The organism is Pseudomonas sp. MD330_10 (assembly GCF_042610415.1).
Lineage (GTDB): Bacteria > Pseudomonadota > Gammaproteobacteria > Pseudomonadales > Pseudomonadaceae > Aquipseudomonas > Aquipseudomonas rhodesiae.
In genome coordinates this window covers 607424-628046 of the sequence record NZ_JBHGZU010000001.1, presented here as the reverse complement: position 1 = coordinate 628046, position 20623 = coordinate 607424, and the positions used below count along the sequence as shown (strand labels likewise).

General features: G+C 61.8%; 14 protein-coding genes. 13 read left to right on the top strand and 1 reads right to left on the bottom strand.

What is annotated here, in order from left to right; genetic code table 11:
• Window positions 1–390: 390 nt before the first annotated feature.
• From ACFZPT_RS02910 to choV, 3 genes are all read left to right on the top strand, one after another.
• Window positions 391–1338 (top strand): choline ABC transporter substrate-binding protein, encoded by a 948-nt coding sequence (locus tag ACFZPT_RS02910; RefSeq protein ID WP_034101195.1) that lies wholly within the window; start codon window positions 391–393, stop codon window positions 1336–1338.
• A gap of 69 nt (window positions 1339–1407) precedes the next feature.
• Entirely contained in the window at window positions 1408–2253 is an 846-nt protein-coding gene (choW, locus tag ACFZPT_RS02905) for a choline ABC transporter permease subunit (RefSeq protein ID WP_016972877.1), read from the top strand.
• Complete coding sequence (gene choV / locus ACFZPT_RS02900) at window positions 2250–3428, top strand: choline ABC transporter ATP-binding protein (RefSeq protein ID WP_034101196.1); 1179 nt, start codon at window positions 2250–2252, stop codon at window positions 3426–3428. Before choW ends, choV begins: the two co-directional genes overlap by 4 nt.
• A 153-nt stretch (window positions 3429–3581) precedes the next feature.
• On the opposite strand, the gene ACFZPT_RS02895 is transcribed toward choV, so the two are convergent.
• The gene (locus tag ACFZPT_RS02895; RefSeq protein WP_236238682.1) at window positions 3582–5516 is read right to left on the bottom strand and encodes a BCCT family transporter; all 1935 of its coding nucleotides are present in this window, start codon (window positions 5514–5516) and stop codon (window positions 3582–3584) included.
• A 387-nt stretch (window positions 5517–5903) separates the two neighbouring features.
• Between ACFZPT_RS02895 and betI the strand changes: the two genes are divergently transcribed.
• From betI to yccS, 10 genes are all read left to right on the top strand, one after another.
• Window positions 5904–6497 carry a transcriptional regulator BetI gene (gene betI / locus ACFZPT_RS02890; RefSeq protein WP_034101198.1) on the top strand — a complete coding sequence of 198 codons (594 nt, stop codon included), beginning with the start codon at window positions 5904–5906 and terminating at the stop codon, window positions 6495–6497.
• A 109-nt stretch (window positions 6498–6606) separates the two neighbouring features.
• On the top strand, window positions 6607–8079 hold the full coding sequence (betB, locus tag ACFZPT_RS02885) for a betaine-aldehyde dehydrogenase (protein WP_034115325.1): 1473 nt from the start codon (window positions 6607–6609) through the stop codon (window positions 8077–8079).
• 139 nt (window positions 8080–8218) lie between these two features.
• On the top strand, window positions 8219–9922 hold the full coding sequence (gene betA / locus ACFZPT_RS02880; RefSeq protein WP_034101201.1) for a choline dehydrogenase: 1704 nt from the start codon (window positions 8219–8221) through the stop codon (window positions 9920–9922).
• Window positions 9923–10087: 165 nt separating this feature from the next.
• Window positions 10088–11530, top strand: a complete 1443-nt coding sequence (locus ACFZPT_RS02875; RefSeq protein ID WP_034115326.1) for a TldD/PmbA family protein — start codon at window positions 10088–10090, stop codon at window positions 11528–11530.
• The gene (locus ACFZPT_RS02870; protein ID WP_034115327.1) at window positions 11530–12846 is read left to right on the top strand and encodes a TldD/PmbA family protein; all 1317 of its coding nucleotides are present in this window, start codon (window positions 11530–11532) and stop codon (window positions 12844–12846) included. The genes ACFZPT_RS02875 and ACFZPT_RS02870 overlap by 1 nt, the downstream gene beginning before the upstream one ends.
• 294 nt (window positions 12847–13140) lie before the next feature.
• The gene (locus ACFZPT_RS02865) at window positions 13141–14031 is read left to right on the top strand and encodes an alpha/beta fold hydrolase (RefSeq protein WP_099312894.1); all 891 of its coding nucleotides are present in this window, start codon (window positions 13141–13143) and stop codon (window positions 14029–14031) included.
• Between the two features lie 36 nt (window positions 14032–14067).
• Window positions 14068–15495 (top strand): multidrug transporter subunit MdtD, encoded by a 1428-nt coding sequence (mdtD, locus tag ACFZPT_RS02860; RefSeq protein WP_034101205.1) that lies wholly within the window; start codon window positions 14068–14070, stop codon window positions 15493–15495.
• A gap of 131 nt (window positions 15496–15626) precedes the next feature.
• Window positions 15627–16964 (top strand): ATP-dependent RNA helicase DbpA, encoded by a 1338-nt coding sequence (gene dbpA / locus ACFZPT_RS02855; protein ID WP_231980942.1) that lies wholly within the window; start codon window positions 15627–15629, stop codon window positions 16962–16964.
• A gap of 100 nt (window positions 16965–17064) precedes the next feature.
• Window positions 17065–18243 carry an NAD(P)/FAD-dependent oxidoreductase gene (locus ACFZPT_RS02850; RefSeq protein WP_034101207.1) on the top strand — a complete coding sequence of 393 codons (1179 nt, stop codon included), beginning with the start codon at window positions 17065–17067 and terminating at the stop codon, window positions 18241–18243.
• A 132-nt stretch (window positions 18244–18375) separates the two neighbouring features.
• Window positions 18376–20559: a YccS family putative transporter gene (gene yccS / locus ACFZPT_RS02845; RefSeq protein WP_034115330.1), complete on the top strand. Its 2184-nt coding sequence runs from the start codon at window positions 18376–18378 to the stop codon at window positions 20557–20559.
• Window positions 20560–20623: the final 64 nt, after the last annotated feature.

Here is a 20623-nt window from a genome sequence, read left to right as displayed (position 1 = left end):
GCCGGGCTTGAACGAGGTGCTACGCTCAGATCGCCCAGATGGCGGCATCATCAAGGTTTTATTCGCTGCCACGGCGTCTCACACCGACGTAACCATGCTCACCAGCGTCGCTTGCGCGTGATCGCCTGTTTTGGCCGTTTTTAACGGTGCAGACGGGCAAAAACAGCAGTTTTGCCCTGGGAAAAACCTGTAAACGACGTCACCAACACTGGATACGACCCTGCCTGTACTGGATACGACGCCCCCTGTAGGCGTCAGATTTTCACTGGTACATGATCAGTTCCGACTCGTTTGCAAGGCACCGTGCCAGAGCTGTCATCGCACGCTCCAACCGCAACACTGAATAAAGCGCGGCAGATGCCGTCAGAAAAAACACAGGAGTCTAGCCCCATGAAAGCTTCACCCTCGTTGTTGTTGGCCGCCATGCTGAGTCTGCCAGTCCTGGCGCACGCGGCAGAACCGGAACAGTGCAAGACCGTCAACTTCTCCGATGTCGGCTGGACCGACATCACCGTCACCACCGCGACCACCAGCGAAATCCTCAAGGCCCTGGGCTACAAGACCAAAACCACGATGATTTCGGTACCCGTGACCTACAAGTCCCTGGCCGACGGCAAGAACATGGACGTGTTCCTCGGCAACTGGATGCCGACCATGGAAAACGACATCAAGCCATACCGTGATGCCGGCACCGTGGAAACCGTGCGCGCCAACCTGGAAAACGCCAAGTACACCCTGGCGGTGCCCGAGGCGCTGTACAACAAGGGCCTGAAAGACTTCGCAGATATCGCCAAATTCAAGGAAGAGCTGGGTGGCAAGATCTACGGGATCGAACCGGGTAACGACGGCAACCGCACCATCCAGACCCTGATCGACAAAAACGCGTTCGGCCTGAAAGACGCAGGCTTCAAAGTGGTCGAGTCCAGCGAAGCCGGCATGCTGTCCCAAGTGGACCGTGCCGCCAAGCGCGACCAGGCCATCGTGTTCCTCGGCTGGGAACCGCACCCGATGAACACCCGCTTCAAGATGAAGTACCTGACCGGCGGTGACGATTCGTTCGGCCCCAACTACGGCCAAGCCACCATCTACACCAACGTGCGCAAGGGTTACACCCAGGAATGCAGCAACGTGGGCCAGTTGCTGAAAAACCTGGTGTTCACCCTGAACATGGAAAGCACGCTGATGGGCAATGTCCTGGACGACAAGATGAAGCCCGACGCCGCCGCCAAAGCCTGGCTGCAGAAAAACCCGCAAGTGCTCGACACCTGGCTCGCCGGCGTTACCACCGTCGACGGCAAACCCGGCCTTGAGGCCGTCAAAGCCTACCTCGCCAAATAACACCCGCTGACCCCGGGGCGGTGCGCTGCCCCGGGATGTTTTCCCCTTCGCATGTGGACATTCACTACCATGCTGACTGAACAGAAAATCCCACTAGGCCAGTACATCGCTGCCTTCGTCGAATGGTTGACCCAACACGGCGCCAACTACTTCGACGCAATCGCATCGACACTGGAAACGATGATCCACGGCGTGACGTTTGCGCTGACCTGGTTCAATCCGCTGGCATTGATCGGTCTGATTGCGCTGCTGGCTCACTTTATTCAACGTAAATGGGGCCTGACGGTTTTTGTCATCGCCTCCTTCCTGCTGATCCTCAACCTGGGGTACTGGCAGGAAACCATGGAAACCCTCGCGCAGGTGCTGTTCGCCACCCTGGTCTGCGTGGTCATCGGTGTGCCGCTGGGCATTGTTGCCGCGCACAAACCGTTGTTCTACACCATGATGCGGCCGGTGCTCGATCTGATGCAGACCGTACCGACCTTCGTCTACCTCATCCCTACCCTGACCCTCTTCGGGCTGGGTGTGGTGCCTGGGCTGATTTCCACGGTGGTGTTCGCGATTGCCGCGCCGATCCGTCTGACTTACCTGGGCATCCGTGATGTACCGCAAGAGTTGATGGACGCCGGCAAAGCCTTCGGCTGCTCGCGCCGTCAATTGCTCTCGCGCATTGAACTGCCACACGCCATGCCGAGCATTGCCGCCGGCATTACCCAATGCATCATGCTGTCGTTGTCGATGGTGGTGATCGCGGCCCTGGTGGGTGCCGACGGCCTCGGTAAGCCGGTGGTCAACGCACTCAACACCGCCGACATCGCCCTGGGCTTTGAAGCGGGCCTGGCGATCGTATTGCTGGCCATCATGCTCGACCGCATCTGCAAACAACCCGATGCCAAAGTAGGGGGTGATGCATGAGCATTATCCGATTCGACAAAGTCGACGTGATCTTCTCCAAAGACCCACGCGAAGCGCTCAAGCTGCTGGACCAGGGCATGAGCCGTAACGAGATTCTGAAAAAGACCGGGCAGATTGTCGGCGTTGAAAAGGCCAGCCTGGATATCGAAAAAGGCGAGATCTGCGTGCTGATGGGCCTGTCGGGCTCCGGCAAATCCAGCCTGCTGCGCTGCATCAACGGCCTCAATACCGTCAGCCGCGGGCAGCTGTTCGTGGAGCATGAAGGTCGGCAGATCGACATTGCTTCCTGCACCGACGCAGAGCTGAAAATGATGCGTACCAAACGCATCGCCATGGTGTTCCAGAAGTTCGCCCTGATGCCCTGGCTGACGGTGCGCGAGAACATCAGCTTCGGCCTGGAAATGCAGGGCCGTCCGGAGAAAGAACGGCGCAAGCTGGTGGACGAAAAGCTCGAACTGGTGGGCCTGGCCCAGTGGCGTAACAAGAAGCCCGACGAGTTGTCCGGCGGCATGCAGCAGCGCGTCGGCCTGGCCCGCGCCCTGGCGATGGACGCCGACATCCTGCTGATGGACGAACCTTTCTCTGCCCTCGACCCGCTGATCCGCCAAGGCCTGCAGGACGAGTTGCTGGAACTGCAACGCAAGCTGAGCAAGACCATCGTATTCGTCAGCCATGACCTGGACGAGGCGCTCAAACTGGGCAGCCGTATTGCGATCATGAAGGACGGCAAGATCATCCAGTACAGCGTGCCGGAAGAGATCGTGCTGAACCCGGCGGACGACTATGTGCGCACCTTCGTCGCTCACACCAACCCGCTGAACGTGCTGTGCGGCCGCAGCCTGATGCGCACCCTGGACAACTGCAAGCGCGTCAACGGTTCGGTGTGCCTGGACCCGAGCGGCGACTCGTGGCTGGACCTGGCCGAAGGCAACACTATCCAGGGCGCCCGCCAGAACGGTGCGGTGATGAACCTGCAGAACTGGGCACCGGGGCAACCGGTGGAAGGTCTGGGCCGCGTACCGACCCTGGTGGATTCGAATATCGGCATGCGTGATGCGCTGCAGATTCGTTATCAGACGGGTAACAAGCTGGTGTTGCATGACAACAACCAGGTGGTGGGGATCCTCGGTGATAGTGAGCTCTACCATGCCCTGCTGGGCAAAAACCTGGGCTAGCACACACTGCAAAACAACGGTGGGAGGGGGCTTGCCCCCGATAGCGGTGGATCAGTAACAGATGGACTGACTGACACACTGCAATCGGGGGCAAGCCCCCTCCCACATTTTTTGCCCCAGTGGGGTCAGTGACACCACCGGGCTTTCAACGCATCAGCTATAGACACGGCCAAGGAGCTGCCGATGGCTTTCAAACTGATCGAGCACATCCCGGGTGATTTGCTCCGGGGTGAAGCCCATCAGGTCGTATTCCTGAGGCCCGTTGTGCAGGTAGACCTCGGCACGGTAATAGCGCGTGCGCTCTTCTTCGGGCACATCGTTGGGCGCCGACGAGTAAGCATCCAGGCTCACTTCATAAACGAACGGATTGCCCTCTTCCATCTCGATGCGCACACCGATGCAGCGCTTGGACTTGCCCAACAGTGTCTGCACTTGCAAACCTTGTTCACGCAACGCAGTCGCCGCTTCTTCCAACGCCGGCGTGACGTGCTTGTCCATAAAGCGCTGCACCGTGGCCTGGCTCGGTTGCAAATCCAGTGCGGTCAAACGCTCGCTGAAGCCACGACGCCCGCGTTCGGCCAGTTGCGCCTGCTCCTGTTCGATCGCCACGTCCTGACGCATGGCCTTGTGCAAGCCGAACATAAAGAAAATCAACACCACCGAGAACGGCAGCCCCGCCAGCACCACCATGGTTTGCATGGCTTCGAAGTTACCGGCGAACAGCAGGCCGATGGTCACCAGGGTGATCACCGCCGACCAGAAGATCCGCAGCCAGTGCGGCGCATCTTCATCCACATTGCCGCCTTTGCACGACAGGTTGGCCATCATCACCGCGCCGGAATCCGCCGGGGTCAGGAACAGCACAAAGCCGACGAAGATCGACACACCAATCACGACTTTCGACGCTGGGTAATGCTCCAGCAATTGGTAGATCGCCATGGACGGCTGTTCCAACGCCGTCTTGCCCAACTCCACCGCGCCATGGTTCAGCACCAGGTCCAGGGCCGAGTTGCCGAAGATCGACAGCCACGCCAGGGTAAAGCCCAGCGGAATCAGCAGCACGCCCGCCACCAATTCACGCACCGTACGGCCACGGGAAATCCGCGCGATGAACATGCCTACGAATGGCGCCCAGGAAATCCACCAGGCCCAGTAGAACAGAGTCCACAGGCCCATCCAGCGTTCGGTCTTGGCACCGTCGCCTTCGTAGACGTACAGGTCGAAGGTTTTCAACACCAGGCCGTTCATGTAATCGCCGATGTTCTGCACGAAGCCGTTGAGCAGGTGCAGGGTCGGGCCGAACAACAACACAAAGATCAGCAAACCGCTGAACAGCACGATGTTGAGGTTGGACAAACGACGGATACCGTTCTCCACCCCCGACACGGCGGCGATGGTCGCCACGGTGCTCATCACGATGATCACGATCAGCAGGTTGGTGTTGCTGTGCTGCATGCCGAACAGGTTTTCCAGGCCGGACGACACCTGCATCGCGCCGATCCCCAGGTTGGTCACCAGGCCCAGCAGGGTCACGAACATGCCGAAACCGTCCACCGCATGGCCGGCCGCGCCCTTCACCCAGCGCTCGCCCACCAGCGGGTACAACGCCGAGCGCAAGGCCAGCGGCTGGTTATGCCGGTAGGCGAAGTACGCCACGGCCAGACCGACGAGGGCGTAGATCGCCCAGCCGTGCAGGCCCCAGTGCAGAAAGGTCAGTTGCAGCGCCTGGCGCGCGGCCAGGTTGCTGCCGGCCACGCCTTCGGGCGGGTTGAAGTAATGGTCCAGCGGCTCCGAGGCGCCGAAGTACAGCAGCGAAATGCCGATCCCCGAGGAGAACAACATGCCGGCCCAGGCGCCGTAGCTGAAGTCCGGGGTGTCGTCCTTGCTGCCCAGTTTCAATTTGCCGTAGGACGAAAACGCCAGCCCCACCACAAACACCAGGTAAGCAGCGATGACTACCATGTAGTACCAGCCAAAGCTTTTGGACAGCCACGCCTGGGCGACCCCAAGCATGCGCCCGGCCTCCTGCGGGGCGGCGATCAGGACAGCGGTCAACAACAGAATCAGCGCGGTGGAGGTGTAAAACACCCAACCGTTGACCCGGACCTTTTCCGGCGGGGTCTTTATAAGAGAGGCAGAACTCATGGCGCAGATGCTCCGGGCAGTGCGAGAGAGAAACACAAGGCAACGGTTATCCCGGGACATCGATTTTTCGGCAGTCGACGGACGGGTGTTATAAAGACACCCCGAAAATCCCCGCCCCCGCGAAAGCGGCGGCAGGCCCTTGAGCGGGCCCTTCCAGGGATGTTCCAGGTGTCAGATGTCGCTGTCAGAACGGGCTGAAAACCTGCCAGCAGCGACGATTTGTCGCAGAGCTTATTCTTTGTTGATTGAACGTTCAATCAAAACAAAATAGACTGGCCTTCAAGCCGATGGACGTGATCGCCCGCCGGCAGGCCTAAGGAGACGTGCTACATGCCCAAGGTCGGTATGCAACCCATACGCCGCCAACAGTTGATCGAAGCCACGTTGACGGCCATCGATCAAGTGGGGATGGCAGACGCCAGCATTGCGCTGATCGCCCGTCTGGCCGGTGTATCGAACGGCATCATCAGTCACTACTTTCAGGACAAGAACGGCCTGATCGCCGCAACGATGCGGTACTTGATGAATGTGCTGATCGAGAACGTCTACGAGCGCAGGCTTGCGCTGAAGGATGACAGCCCACGGGCGCACATTCAGGTGATCATCGGAGGCAACTTCGACGCCAGCCAGGTCAATGGCCCGGCAATGAAAACCTGGCTGGCCTTCTGGGCCGCCAGCATGCATCACCCGTCATTGCACAGGTTGCAGCGGATCAACGATCAACGTCTGTATTCCAACCTGTGCTGCCAGTTCCGCCGAGCGCTGCCGCTGCCCGAAGCCCGCAGCGCGGCTCGCGGCCTGGCGGCGTTGATCGACGGTTTGTGGTTGCGCGGCGCCCTGTCGGGAGACGCTTTCGACACGGAGCAGGCGCAACGCATCGCTTACGAATACATGGATTTCCAATTGGCCAAGCAGGTGAGTTAGAGCCCTTATAAATGCTCAACCCCTGAACGTCCGCCGCGCAGTGATGCCACACCCTCATGGCCCACTGTCGGCGGGTAACGCCAACCACTTATGCACTTGCGAGGACTTTATGGCCCGTTTCGACCTGCAAAAACTCTACATTGACGGCGGCTACAGCGACGCTGGCAGCGATGCCACTTTCGAAGCCATCAACCCGGCTAACGGTGAAGTTCTCGCCCAAGTGCAACGTGCAACGAAAGAAGACGTTGAACGTGCCGTGGTCAGCGCTGAAAAAGGCCAGAAAATCTGGGCCGCCATGACTGCCATGGAGCGTTCGCGCATCCTGCGCCGTGCCGTCGACATCCTGCGCGAGCGCAACGATGAGCTGGCCGCCCTGGAAACCCTGGACACCGGTAAAGCCTTCTCCGAAACCAAGTACGTCGACATCGTTACCGGCGCCGACGTGCTGGAATACTACGCAGGCCTGGTGCCGGCCATCGAAGGCGAGCAGATCCCGCTGCGCGACACTTCATTCGTCTACACCCGCCGCGAACCGCTGGGCGTAGTCGCCGGTATCGGTGCGTGGAACTACCCGATCCAGATCGCCCTGTGGAAATCCGCCCCGGCCCTGGCCGCCGGCAACGCGATGATCTTCAAGCCGAGCGAAGTCACCTCGCTGACCACCCTGAAACTGGCCGAAATCTACACCGAAGCCGGTGTTCCCGCCGGTGTGTTCAACGTCCTGACCGGCAGTGGCCGCGAAGTCGGCACCTGGTTGACCGAGCACCCGCGCATCGAGAAAGTCTCGTTCACCGGCGGCACCGACACCGGCAAGAAAGTCATGGCCAGCGCGTCGAGCTCCTCGCTCAAAGACGTGACCATGGAACTGGGCGGCAAGTCCCCGCTGATCATCTTCGACGACGCCGACCTGGATCGCGCCGCCGACACCGCCATGATGGCCAACTTCTATAGCTCCGGTCAGGTCTGCACCAACGGCACTCGCGTGTTCGTGCCCAAGCACCTGCAAGCGGCGTTCGAAGCCAAGATCGTCGAGCGCGTGGCGCGCATCCGCATCGGCAACCCGGAAGACGAGAACACCAACTTCGGCCCGCTGGTCAGCTTCGCCCATATGGAAAGCGTGTTGGGCTACATCGCCAAGGGCAAAGAGCAAGGCGCACGCCTGCTGTGCGGCGGCGATCGCCTGACCGATGGCGACTTCGCCAAAGGCGCATTCGTGGCACCGACCGTGTTCACCGACTGCACCGACGACATGACCATCGTGCGTGAAGAAATCTTCGGCCCAGTGATGAGCATCCTCACCTACGAGACCGAAGAAGAAGTGATCCGCCGCGCCAACGACACCGACTTCGGCCTGGCCGCGGGTCTGGTGACCAAGGACCTGAACCGCGCCCACCGCGTGATTCATCAACTGGAAGCGGGCATCTGCTGGATCAACGCCTGGGGCGAGTCCGACGCGAAGATGCCGGTGGGCGGCTACAAGCAATCGGGTGTGGGCCGTGAGAACGGCATCAGCTCGCTGAACAACTTCACCCGCATCAAATCGGTACAGGTTGAGCTGGGCGATTACGCCTCGGTGTTCTAACACCCGAGCCTTGCGTTGCCTTTGAGGCCGCCATCGGAGGCAAGCCCCCTCCCACCTTTGGAATGCATTCCCCTGTGGGAGGGGGCTTGCCCCCGATGAGGCCCGACCTGCTGACCACACTTCAAAGAGGGTGCATTCAATGTCCCAAGAATACGACTACATCATTGTGGGTGCCGGCTCCGCCGGTAACACCCTGGCGACCCGCCTGACCGAAGACGAAGGCGTCACCGTCCTGCTGCTGGAAGCCGGCGGCCCCGACTATCGTCTGGATTTCCGTACCCAGATGCCAGCCGCCCTGGCGTTCCCGCTGCAAGGCCGTCGCTACAACTGGGCCTACGAGACCGATCCAGAGCCGCACATGGACGGCCGCCGCATGGAATGCGGTCGCGGCAAGGGCCTGGGTGGTTCGTCGCTGATCAACGGCATGTGCTACATCCGTGGCAACGCCATGGACTACGACAACTGGGCGAAGCTGCCGGGTCTGGAAAACTGGACCTACCTCGATTGCCTGCCGTACTTCCGCAAGGCCGAAACCCGCGACATCGGCCCCAACGACTACCACGGTGGCGACGGTCCGGTCAGCGTAACCACGCCCAAGGCCGGCAATAACCCGCTGTTCCACGCCATGGTCGAAGCCGGCGTGCAGGCCGGTTACCCGCGCACCGAAGACCTCAACGGCTATCAGCAGGAAGGTTTCGGCCCGATGGACCGCACTGTCACGCCGAACGGCCGGCGCGCCAGCACCGCGCGCGGTTACCTGGACACCGCCAAGAAGCGCTCCACGCTGACCATCGTCACCCACGCGCTGACCGACAAAGTCTTGTTCGAAGGCAAGCGCGCCGTGGGCGTGCGTTACCTGATCGGTGCCGCCGAAGAACGCGTTGAAGCCCGCGCGCGCAAAGAAGTGCTAGTGTGCAGTGGCGCAATCGCTTCGCCGCAACTGCTGCAACGCTCCGGTGTTGGCCCGGCCAAATTGCTGGAAAGCCTGGATATCCCGGTGGTCCACGACCTGCCCGGCGTCGGCGAAAACCTGCAGGACCACCTTGAGCTGTACCTGCAATACGCCTGCACTCAGCCAGTGTCGCTGTACCCGTCGCTGCTCTGGTACAACCAGCCGGCCATCGGTGCCGAGTGGCTGTTCAACGGCACCGGCATCGGCGCCAGCAACCAGTTCGAAGCGGGCGGTTTTATCCGTACCCGTGAAGAGTTCGAATGGCCGAACATCCAGTATCACTTCCTGCCGGTGGCGATTAACTACAACGGCAGCAACGGTGTGAAAGAGCACGGTTTCCAGGCGCACATGGGTTCCATGCGTTCGCCGAGCCGTGGCCGTGTGCAGCTGAAATCGAAGAACCCACGGGACTACCCGAGCATCCTCTTCAACTACATGGCCACCGAACAGGACTGGCAGGAATTCCGCGACGGCATCCGCCTGACCCGGGAAATCATGCAACAGCCGGCGCTGGACCCTTTCCGTGGCCGCGAAATCAGCCCGGGCATCGACGTGCAAACCGACGAGCAGCTCGACAAGTTCATCCGCGAACACGCCGAGACCGCGTTCCACCCGTCCTGCTCGTGCAAGATGGGCACCGACGAGATGGCGGTGGTGGACGGCGAAGGCCGCGTGCATGGCATGCAGGGTCTGCGCGTAGTCGATGCGTCGATCATGCCGATCATCACCACCGGCAACCTGAATGCGCCGACGATCATGATCGCCGAGAAAATCGCCGACAAGATCCGTGGCCGCCAGCCGCTGCCACGCAGCACCGCCGACTACTACGTAGCGGGCGACGCGCCGGTACGTGGTAAGCCGTTGCGTGAAGTGGGGCCGACTGCGCAGTAACTGATACACCGCGGTGCCTTCATCGGGGGCAAGCCCCCTCCCACATTTTGACCTTGTGTGGGAGGGGGCTTGCCCCCGATAGCGCCCGACCCGCCAATGCAAAACGCCTCCTTGATAAGCTACTCTGTTGCCTGCCCGCACCGAGCCGCCCACAAGGAAGGCCCCATGTTCGACCACCACGCCACACTCAAAAAACATTTCAGTGCCCTGCGCACCACCGCCGACTTCTTCTCCCTGCGCTACGTACGCGAGTCCGGCCAATACCTGTCGGTGCGCAAGAATGTCGCCGAACCGCCGCACCTGAACCATGACGAGGGCGTCATGCTCACCGTGCGTCTCAACGGTGTGGAGGCTTACGCCGCGACCCACGATATTTCCCTGGCCGGCCTGCAAGCCGCCCTCGAACGCGCCGAACAGCAGGCGCTGCGGATCAAGCCCCATGCGCTGCTCGACCTGCGCGATCAGCAGGTGTCCAGCGACGTGGCCGACTATCTGTCGCCCGAACTCAACCAGCCCTTTCCTGCCTTGAGCGACTGCTATCAATTGCTGGGCGACGAGTCTGCCGCCGTGCCGAAAGACGAGCGCCTGGTCAGCTGGGACGTCAGCCTTGGCCTGACCCAGGTCGAGCAAATCTACCTCAACAGCGCTGGCGCCGAGTTGCGTCAGGCCCAACGTTTTGTGTTCCCCGGCGTGAGTGTCACCGCCTACGACAGCACCGACAGCCAGACCCGCACCCTGGGCGGTACCAACTTCGGCCAGCAAGGCGGCTATGACGTGATCCGCCGCTTCGGCCTGGTAGGCGCCGCACCACGGGTGGCCGACGAAGCCCTGCAACTGTTGCTGGCGCCCAACACGCCCCAGGGTCCGCGCGACCTGCTGCTGATGCCCGACCAGATGATCCTGCAGATCCACGAATCCATCGGCCATCCGCTGGAGCTGGACCGCATCCTCGGCGATGAACGCAATTACGCCGGCACCAGTTTCGTCAAGGCCAGCGACTTCGGCCACCTGCAATACGGCTCCCGCCTGCTCAACGTAACGTTCGACCCGAACATCCCCGAACAGCTCGCCAGCTACAGCCATGACGACGATGGCAGCGCCGCCAGCAAGCAGTTCCTGATCCGCGAAGGCTTGCTGCTCAAGCCGTTGGGCGGTGCGTTGTCGCAATTTCGCGCCGGCATGGACGGTGTGGCCAACAGCCGGGCCAGCAGTTGGAACCGCCCGCCGATCGACCGCATGGCCAACCTGAATATCGAGGCCGGCGACCAGAGCCTGGCGCAAATGATCGGCGGTATCGAAAGCGGCATCCTGATGTCGACCAACCGCTCGTGGTCTATTGATGACGCGCGCAACAAGTTCCAGTTCGGCTGCGAATGGGGCCAGTTGATCGAAAACGGCGAACTCAAAGGCGTGGTGAAGAACCCCAACTACCGCGCGATTTCCGCGCAGTTCTGGCGCAACCTCAGCGCGGTGGGCGACGCCAGTACCTTCCAGGTGCTGGGCACGCCCAACTGCGGCAAGGGCGAGCCCAACCAGGTGATCCGTGTCGGCCATGCCTCGCCGGCCTGCGTGTTCAGCAACGTCGACGTTTTCGGAGGAGATGCCTGATGAATGATTTCAAGGCATTGGTGCAGTGGCTCACCCAAGCCATCACCGACAAGGAACAGTTTCACCTGGGCTATGCCGCCGAAGCGTCGGAGTTCGTGCGTTTCAACCACGCCAAAGTGCGCCAGGCCGGGCAGGTGCAGCAGGCCAGCGTGAACCTCAAGTTGATCAGTGACGGGCGTCACGCCGACCTGAGCATCACCCTGGCCGGCGATTCGGAACTGGATCGCCAGCGTTTGGCCGAAGGCCTGCAGCAGTTGCGCGAAACCTTGCCGCTGCTGCCACCGGATCCCTACCTGTTGCTCAACCACGATGCCTGGCACAGCCACAACGAACAGGCCCAACCCTTGCCGGAACTGGCCCAGGTGTTGGCCGAAGTCAGCCAGGCCGCAGACGCGCTGGACCTGGTGGGCTTCTATGCCGCCGGCCCAATCAGCCGTGGCTTTGCCAGTTCCGACGGCGCATTCGGCTGGCACCAGGCCAATAGCTTCAATTTCGATTTCAGCCTGTTCCATGCCAATGGCGAAGCGGTCAAAGCCAGCTACGCCGGGCACACCTGGGACAGCGCCGAGTTCGCACGGCGCTTGCAGCAGGCTCGCGACCAGCTCGACTTCCTCGGCCGGCCGCTGCACACCCTGGCACCGGGTCAATACCGCGCTTACCTGGCACCGGCAGCGCTTGAAGAAATCATCGGCATCATCACCTGGGGCGGTTTTTCCGCCCAGGCCATCGCCAGCAAAGGCAGTTCGCTGCAACGTCTGTATGCCGGCGAGCAACACCTCAATAAGCAGGTGACGGTGCAGGAACGGATCAGCGGCTCCCTGAGCCAGGCGTTCTCCAGCGAAGGCTACCCGCGCAGCGATGTAACGCTGATCGACGCCGGCCAGGCGAGCGGTCAACTGGTCAATTCGCGCAGCGCCGCCGAATACGGCCTGAGCGCCAATGGCGCCAGTGGCGACGAATCCCCCAGCGCCCTGCAAATGGCGGCCGGCGACCTGGCCCAAGCCGACATCCTCAAGCAGTTGGGCACCGGGCTGTATATCAGCAACCTGTGGTACCTGAACTACTCCGACCTGCCGGCCGCGCGCCTGACCGGCATGACGCGCTTCGCCACGTTCTGGGTGGAGGACGGCGAGATCAAGGCGCCGGTCAGCACCATGCGTTTTGATGACAGTGTGTACAGCTTGCTCGGTTCGCAGCTGGAAGCACTGACCGCCGAGCGGGAGTTACTGCTGTCACCCAGTACCTACGGTCAGCGCAACACAGCCTCCAATCTGTTACCGGGGGCGCTGATAAAACGCCTGACCCTGACGTTGTAAAAACTCTCCCTGTGGGAAGGAGCTTGCTCCCGATAGCGGTGTTCAACCAAGTGCTCATTAACTGACACATCGCTATCGGGGGCAAGCACCCTCGCACATTGTCTTGTGCTGGTTTCAGACAGCTCGGCTTTACCCATTCCTACGGTCATTTCTCTTGCGCACCGTGCGCGCGGGCAGCCTGTTGTCGCCTGCAAAAAACCTCGTTATAAGGGTTAGTGGCATCCCGCCACCCTACCCGCGTGCCCGCACGCAAAGCATGACCTTGTCCGGGGAAGGACAAGCTGGAGCGTTGACATGAACCATGGAAGTTTTGTCATTGAACGGCTGTACAAGCACTACAACGTCCACGTAGAGCGACTGGGAAACGATCCACACAAGAACACCGTCCTGCTGGTCAATGGGGCGCTCTCCACCACGCGGTCTTTCGCGCGTACCAGCAAATGCCTGGCCGAACACTTCAATGTGCTGCTGTTCGACCTGCCGTTCTCCGGCTATTCACGCGAACACAACGGCGACCTTGACCTGGTCACCAAGGACGACGAGGTGCAGATCCTGCGGGCGCTGGTGGAGCGTTTCGAGGTCAACCATCTGGTGTCGGCTTCCTGGGGCGGCATTTCCACCCTGCTCACCCTGGCGCACAACCCGCCCTCCATCAAAAGCTCGGTGGTGATGGCCCTGGCACCCAACCTCAACCGAGCCATGCTCGACTACGTGGACCGCGTACGCGTGCTGATCGAGGCCGATGACAAATCCGCCGTCGGCCATTTGCTCAACGAAACCGTAGGCAAATACCTGTCGCCGCGTCTCAAGCGCAATAACCATCGGCACCTGTCGAACATGGCCACCACCGAATACCGGCAAGCGCGCTTTCATATCCACCAGGTGCTGGCATTGGGCGACGGCAATTACCTGCCGGCGCTGCGGCAAATCGAAACGCCGGTGCATTTCCTCAACGGCGCGCTGGACGAATACACCCCCGCCGCCGACGCTCAATTGTTCAAGCAATACGTGGGGCGCAGCAGTTTTGCGGTGGCGCAACACACCGGTCACCTGTTGGATCTGGAATCCCGCGAGGCCGCCCTGGCGGTGCATCGCGCGCTGTTGGATTTCCTGGTGGGCGAGCACGCGGTGTTGTCGGACTTAGACCAACCGCCAGTGGGAAAAGGCGCGATGGATGGCGCATAATCGCCGACACATAGCCGGCTAACAAAAAGGTCCCCCATGCCCGATCGCGCCCCTCTCGATGCCAAGACCGCCCGCTGGCTCCCCTGGGTGGTGGCGATTGCCTTCTTTATGCAGTCGCTCGATGGGACGATTCTCAACACCGCTCTGCCGGCCATGGCCAGGGACCTGGCGGAAAACCCGTTGCGCATGCAGGGGGTGGTGATCGCCTACATGCTTACGGTCGCCTTGCTGATCCCAGCATCGGGCTGGATCGCCGACCGTTTCGGCACCAAGAAGATCTTCTTTGGCGCAATCATGCTGTTCAGCATCGGCTCGCTGCTGTGCGCGCTGTCCAGCAGCCTGACCATGCTGGTGGGGGCTCGGGTCGTGCAGGGTCTGGGCGGCGCGCTGATGCTGCCGGTGGGACGCCTGGTGGTATTGCGCGCCTACCCGCGCTCCGAGCTGGTGCGGATCATGGGCTTCATCACCATCCCTGGCCTGCTCGGCCCGCTGCTTGGCCCGACCATGGGCGGCTGGATGGTGCAATACCTGACCTGGCACTGGATCTTTCTGATCAACCTGCCGGTGGGCATGATCGGGTGCTACGCCGTGTGGAAGTTCATCCCGGACCTGCGCGGCAGTGAACGCACGCGCTTTGACGGAATGGGCTTTGTGCTGTTCGGCGCGGCGATGGTGCTGATCACCATCGCCATGGAGGGCCTGGGCGAACTGCACCTGCCGCACCTGCGGGTGATGTTGCTGCTGTTCGGCGGGCTGGCGTGCCTGGCGGCGTACTGGCTGCGCGCCGGGCATATCGATAACCCGCTGTTTTCGCCGGTGCTGTTCAAGACCCGCACCTTTGCCGTGGGCATCCTGGGTAACCTGTTCGCCCGCCTGGGCAGCGGCGCGTTGCCGTTTCTGGTGCCGCTGCTGTTGCAGGTGGCGCTGGGGTATTCGCCGTCGGAGGCCGGCATGAGCATGCTGCCGTTGGCGGCGGCGGCGATGTTCGCCAAGTCCGTGGCGCGGCCGCTGATCGAACGCCTGGGCTACCGCGTGGTGCTGACCGGCAACACCCTGGCGCTGGGCATCATGCTGGCGAGCATGGGCCTGGTCAGCGAGCAGACGCCCTACCCGCTGCTGCTGGGCATGCTGGCGGTGCTGGGGGCAATCAACTCCCTGCAATTTACCGCGATGAACACCGTGACCTTGATCGACCTCGACGACGCCCAGGCCAGCAGCGGCAACAGCCTGCTGTCGGTGGTGGCGCAATTGTCCCTGAGCCTCGGCGTGGCCTGCGCCGGCGCATTGCTGGGCGGGTTCACCGCCGAAGCCGGCAATGACGGGGTCAATACCGTGCTCGGCGCGTTCCAGTTGACCTTCCTCACCGTGGGCGTCATGGCGATGTTGGCGGCGGCGATTTTCCTGCAACTGTCGCCAAAAGACGGCAAACGGCTGGGCAGCCGCGAGCACGACATCGAGCACTGACGGGCGGCTCGTCTAGAACTTGCGGGGAAAATCCCACGAGACTGGTACACTGCGCGACATTTTGTTTTTGCAGAGCCCGCCCCGTGACCACCATCGCCACCGCTTTTAATACCTTGCCGCTGTCCGCCGCCATGCTGGCTAACCTCGACTCGCTGGGTTACGTCGAGATGACGCAGATCCAGGCACAAAGCTTGCCGGTGATCCTCAAGGGGCTGGACCTGATTGCCCAGGCCAAGACCGGCAGCGGCAAGACCGCCGCCTTCGGCATCGGCCTGCTGAACCCGATCAACCCGCGCTACTTCGGTTGCCAGGCCCTGGTGATGTGCCCGACCCGCGAGCTGGCCGACCAGGTGGCCAAGGAAATCCGCCGCCTGGCCCGCGCCGAAGACAACATCAAGGTGCTGACCCTGTGCGGCGGTGTGTCCCTCGGCCCGCAGATCGCTTCGCTGGAACATGGCGCCCACGTGATCGTCGGCACCCCGGGCCGTATCCAGCAACACCTGCGCAAGGGTTCGCTGGTGCTGGACGGCTTGAACACGCTGATCCTCGATGAAGCCGACCGCATGCTCGACATGGGTTTCTATGACGCCATCGAAGACATCATCAGCAAGACCCCGCCACGCCGTCAGACCCTGCTGTTCTCGGCCACCTACCCGGTGAGCATCAAGCAGTTGGCCTCCAAGTTCATGCGCGCGCCACAGCAGGTGAAGGCCGAAGCGTTCCATTCCGACGAGCAGATCGAGCAGCGTTTCTATGAGATCTCCCCGGAAGAACGCATGGACGCGGTGACCAAGGTGCTGGCGCATTTCCGTCCGGCCTCGTGCGTGGCGTTCTGCTTTACCAAGCAGCAAGTGCAGGAAACCGTCGACCACCTGACGGCCAAGGGCATCTCCGCCGTCGGCCTGCACGGCGACCTGGAACAGCGCGACCGCGATCAGGTACTGGCGATGTTCGCCAACCGCAGCACCTCGGTGCTGGTGGCCACCGACGTGGCCGCCCGTGGCCTGGACATCGACTCGCTGGACATGGTGATCAACGTCGAACTGGCCCGCGACTCGGAAATCCACATCCACCGCGTCGGCCGCACCGGCCGCGCCGGTGAGACCGGCATCGCCATCAGCCTGGTGGCGCCGTCCGAGGCCCACCGTGCCCAGGCCATCGAGCAGCTGCAAAAGTCGCCGCTGAACTGGGACCAACTGGACAACCTCAAGCCGCAAAGCGGCGGTCCGTTGTTGCCGCAGATGAGCACCCTGTGCATTGCCGCTGGCCGTAAAGACAAAGTGCGCCCAGGTGACATCCTCGGTGCATTGACCGGCGAAGCCGGCATCCCCGGCGCCCAGGTTGGCAAGATCGCGATCTTCGACTTCCAGGCGTTCGTGGCCGTGGAACGGGGCATCGCTAAGCAAGCACTGCAGCGCTTGAACGACGGCAAGATCAAGGGCCGCTCGTTGCGCGTGCGCATCCTGTAACCCGATCTGCGACCTATATGAAGATCCAATGTGGGAAGGGTTTTGCCCCCTCCCACAGTTTTGATTGCATTCAGACCCGTATTTTTATGAGGACATTGCTGTGCGCTCGACCGAAGTTGTGATCATTGGCGCCGGCGCCGCAGGCTTGATGTGCGCACTGACCGCCGCTGGTCGTGGGCGCAAGGTGATGTTGATCGACCATGCAAACAAAGCCGGCAAAAAGATCCTGATGTCCGGCGGTGGCCGCTGCAACTTCACCAATATGTACACCGAGCCGGCTAACTTCCTGTCCCACAACGCGCACTTCTGCAAGTCGGCCTTGGCCCGTTACACCCAATGGGACTTCATCGGGCTGGTGGCCAAGCACGGCGTGCCGTACCACGAGAAGAAACTCGGCCAACTGTTCTGTGATAACAAATCCAGCGACATCCTCGGAATGTTGCTCGATGAGTGCATCCAGACCGGTGTAAGCCTGCACCTGGACACCTCCATCCAGGAAATCGCTAAGCTCGACAGCGGCTATCAGTTGCAAACCACCCTCGGTGAGCTGCGCTGTGAATCCCTGGTGATCGCCACCGGCGGCCTGTCGATCCCGACCCTGGGCGCCACCGGGTTCGGCTATCAGGTGGCCAAGCAGTTCGGCCATGAACTGCTGCCAACCCGCGCAGGATTGGTGCCGTTTACCATCACCGATCAGCTCAAGGCGCTGTGCACCGAGTTGTCCGGCACCTCCGTGGATTGCGTGGCCAGCTGCAACGGCCAGAGTTTTCGCGAGAATCTGCTGTTTACCCATCGCGGCCTGAGCGGGCCGGCGATCCTGCAGATTTCCTCGTACTGGGAGCCGGGCGACACGGTCGAAATCAACCTGCTGCCCGAGCACGACGCCCACACCTGGCTGCAACAGCAACAGGTCGAGCGACCGAACAGCGAGTTGAAGACCCTGCTCGGTGAGATCTTCACCAAAAAGATGGCCAACCTGCTGGCAGACACTTGGTTCGCGTCCAAGCCGATGAAGCAATACACCCATGCCGAAGTCGCCGACATCGCGCAGAAGTTGTCGAGCTGGCAGTTCGTGCCCGCCGGCACCGAGGGCTATCGCACCGCCGAAGTGACGCTGGGCGGCGTGGACACGCGGGAAGTCTCGTCCAAGACCATGGAATCACTGAAAAGCCCAGGGCTGTACTTTATTGGCGAAGTGCTGGACGTGACCGGCCACTTGGGCGGGTTTAACTTCCAATGGGCCTGGGCATCGGGCTACGCCGCCGCGCAATACGTCTGACGAAGCCCCCTCCCACGTTCTGATTTGCAGTGTGCCTGTGAAATAATTTGCGGTGAGATGTGATCACCACGCTTGCCGTGGCGTCCTTACTGCCTCAATTTAGCGGCATCGTCCCGGAAGACTCCAGCCTTCATGTCATCGACCTCGTTCAAGCAGTCCATGCGGCGCCTATGGGCGCTGGATAAATTCAGCTACAGCGTTCGGGTGTTTATCGCCCTCACCGGCAGCATGGCGCTGTGCTGGTATCAGGATGAAATGACCCTGCTGATCCCGCTGTTCCTGGGGATTATCGCCAGCGCTCTGGCCGAGACCGATGACAGCTGGCAAGGCCGCCTCAATGCCCTGGCGGTGACGCTGGTGTGTTTCAGCATCGCCGCGCTGTCGGTGGAACTGTTGTTCCCCTACCCCTGGCTGTTTGCGATTGCCCTGGCGCTGGCGAGTTTCTGCCTGACCATGCTCGGCGCCCTTGGCGAGCGCTACGGTGCGATTGCCTCGGCGACGCTGATTCTGTCGGTCTACACCATGATCGGTGTGGATCAGCGCGGAGGGGCGGTGTCGGACTTCTGGCACGAACCGCTGCTGTTGGTGGCCGGCGCTGCCTGGTATGGCGCGTTGTCAGTGTTGTGGCAGGTGCTGTTTTCCAACCAGCCGGTGCAACAGAGCCTGGCGCGTTTGTTTCGCGAGTTGGGGCGTTACCTCAAGCTCAAGTCGTCGCTGTTTGAACCGATCCGCCAACTGGATGTAGAAGCCCGTCGTCTGGAACTGGCTCAGCAGAACGGTCGCGTAGTCGCAGCGCTGAATGCGGCGAAGGAAATCATCCTGCACCGCGTGGGTAACGGTCGCCCGGGTTCGAAGGTCAGCCGCTACCTGAAGCTGTACTTTCTGGCCCAGGACATCCACGAACGCGCCAGTTCTTCGCACTATCCCTACAACGCCCTGGCCGAGGCGTTTTTCCACAGCGACGTGCTGTTCCGCTGCCAGCGCCTGTTGCGCCAGCAAGGCAAGGCCTGCCAGGCCCTCGCTGAGTCGATCCAGTTGCGCCAGCCGTTTGTCTACGACGACAGTTTTGCCGAAGCCCTCGGTGACCTGAACGCTTCTCTGGAACACCTGCGCATCCAGAGCAACCCGGCCTGGCGCGGCCTACTGCGCTCGTTGCGCGCCCTGGCGGCCAACCTGTCGACCCTCGACCGCCTGCTCGGCGACGCCAGCAACCCCGACGCCCTGGCCGACGCCACCGACAGCAATCTGCTCGATCGCGCGCCGCGTAACCTCAAGGAAATGTGGACACGGCTGCGCACGCAGCTGACGCCGACGTCATTGCTGTTCCGCCATGCGTTGCGCCTGTCGTTGGCGCTGACCATCGGCTACGGCACCTTGCATGCGATTCACGCATCCCAGGGTTATTGGATCATCCTCACGACGCTGTTCGTGTGCCAACCCAACTACGGCGCCACCCGGCGCAAACTGGGCCAACGGATCGTCGGCACCGCCATTGGCCTGACCGTGGCCTGGGCGCTGTTCGATCTGTTCCCCAGCCCGCTGGTGCAATCGATGTTCGCCATCGCTGCCGGCCTGGTGTTCTTTATCAATCGCACCACCCGCTACACCCTGGCCACGGCGGCGATCACGCTGATGGTGCTGTTCTGCTTCAACCAAGTGGGCGATGGCTACGGGCTGTTCCTGCCTCGGCTGTTCGATACGTTGATCGGCAGCCTGATCGCGGGGCTGGCGGTGTTCCTGTTTCTGCCGGACTGGCAGGGCCGGCGCCTGAACAAAGTGCTGGCCAACACCCTGACCTGCAACAGTATCTACCTGCGGCAAATCATGCAGCAGTACGCCGCCGGCAAGAGCGACGACCTGGCCTATCGCCTGGCCAGGCGCAATGCGCACAACGCCGATGCGGCGCTGTCCACCACCTTGGCCAACATGCTGATGGAGCCGGGGCACTTTCGCAAAGAAGCCGACGTGGGCTTTCGCTTCCTGGTGCTATCACACACTTTGCTCAGCTATTTGTCGGGGTTGGGCGCACACCGCGACACCGCACTGCCGGCCGACGTGCGCGAACACCTGATCAACGGCGCCGGCCATAGCCTGGCAGCCAGCATTGACGAAATCGCCACGGGGCTGGCCAACAAACAACCGATTGCGATCCAGAGCGATGCCGAAGAAGCCCTGGCCGCCGAGCTGGAGCAGATGCCGGATGAGATCGACGAGGGGCAGCGCTTGGTGCAAACGCAGCTGGCGCTGATCTGCCGACAGCTGGGGCCGTTGCGCACACTGGCGGCGCATTTGATCAAGGACACCGAAGCGGCTTAGGTCGCTATCGGGGGGCAAGCCCCCTCCACCCCTGATCGGATTAACACGGTCCACCTGTGGAAAG

Coding starts and splice junctions, on each gene's coding strand:
- dbpA (WP_231980942.1), top strand. CDS start 15,627: ATGCTGGCTAACCTCGACTCGCTGGGTTACGTCGAGATGACGCAGATC.
- yccS (WP_034115330.1), top strand. CDS start 18,376: ATGTCATCGACCTCGTTCAAGCAGTCCATGCGGCGCCTATGGGCGCTG.
- betA (WP_034101201.1), top strand. CDS start 8,219: ATGTCCCAAGAATACGACTACATCATTGTGGGTGCCGGCTCCGCCGGT.
- ACFZPT_RS02865 (WP_099312894.1), top strand. CDS start 13,141: ATGAACCATGGAAGTTTTGTCATTGAACGGCTGTACAAGCACTACAAC.
- ACFZPT_RS02910 (WP_034101195.1), top strand. CDS start 391: ATGAAAGCTTCACCCTCGTTGTTGTTGGCCGCCATGCTGAGTCTGCCA.
- choW (WP_016972877.1), top strand. CDS start 1,408: ATGCTGACTGAACAGAAAATCCCACTAGGCCAGTACATCGCTGCCTTC.
- mdtD (WP_034101205.1), top strand. CDS start 14,068: ATGCCCGATCGCGCCCCTCTCGATGCCAAGACCGCCCGCTGGCTCCCC.
- betI (WP_034101198.1), top strand. CDS start 5,904: ATGCCCAAGGTCGGTATGCAACCCATACGCCGCCAACAGTTGATCGAA.
- ACFZPT_RS02870 (WP_034115327.1), top strand. CDS start 11,530: ATGAATGATTTCAAGGCATTGGTGCAGTGGCTCACCCAAGCCATCACC.
- betB (WP_034115325.1), top strand. CDS start 6,607: ATGGCCCGTTTCGACCTGCAAAAACTCTACATTGACGGCGGCTACAGC.
- choV (WP_034101196.1), top strand. CDS start 2,250: ATGAGCATTATCCGATTCGACAAAGTCGACGTGATCTTCTCCAAAGAC.
- ACFZPT_RS02875 (WP_034115326.1), top strand. CDS start 10,088: ATGTTCGACCACCACGCCACACTCAAAAAACATTTCAGTGCCCTGCGC.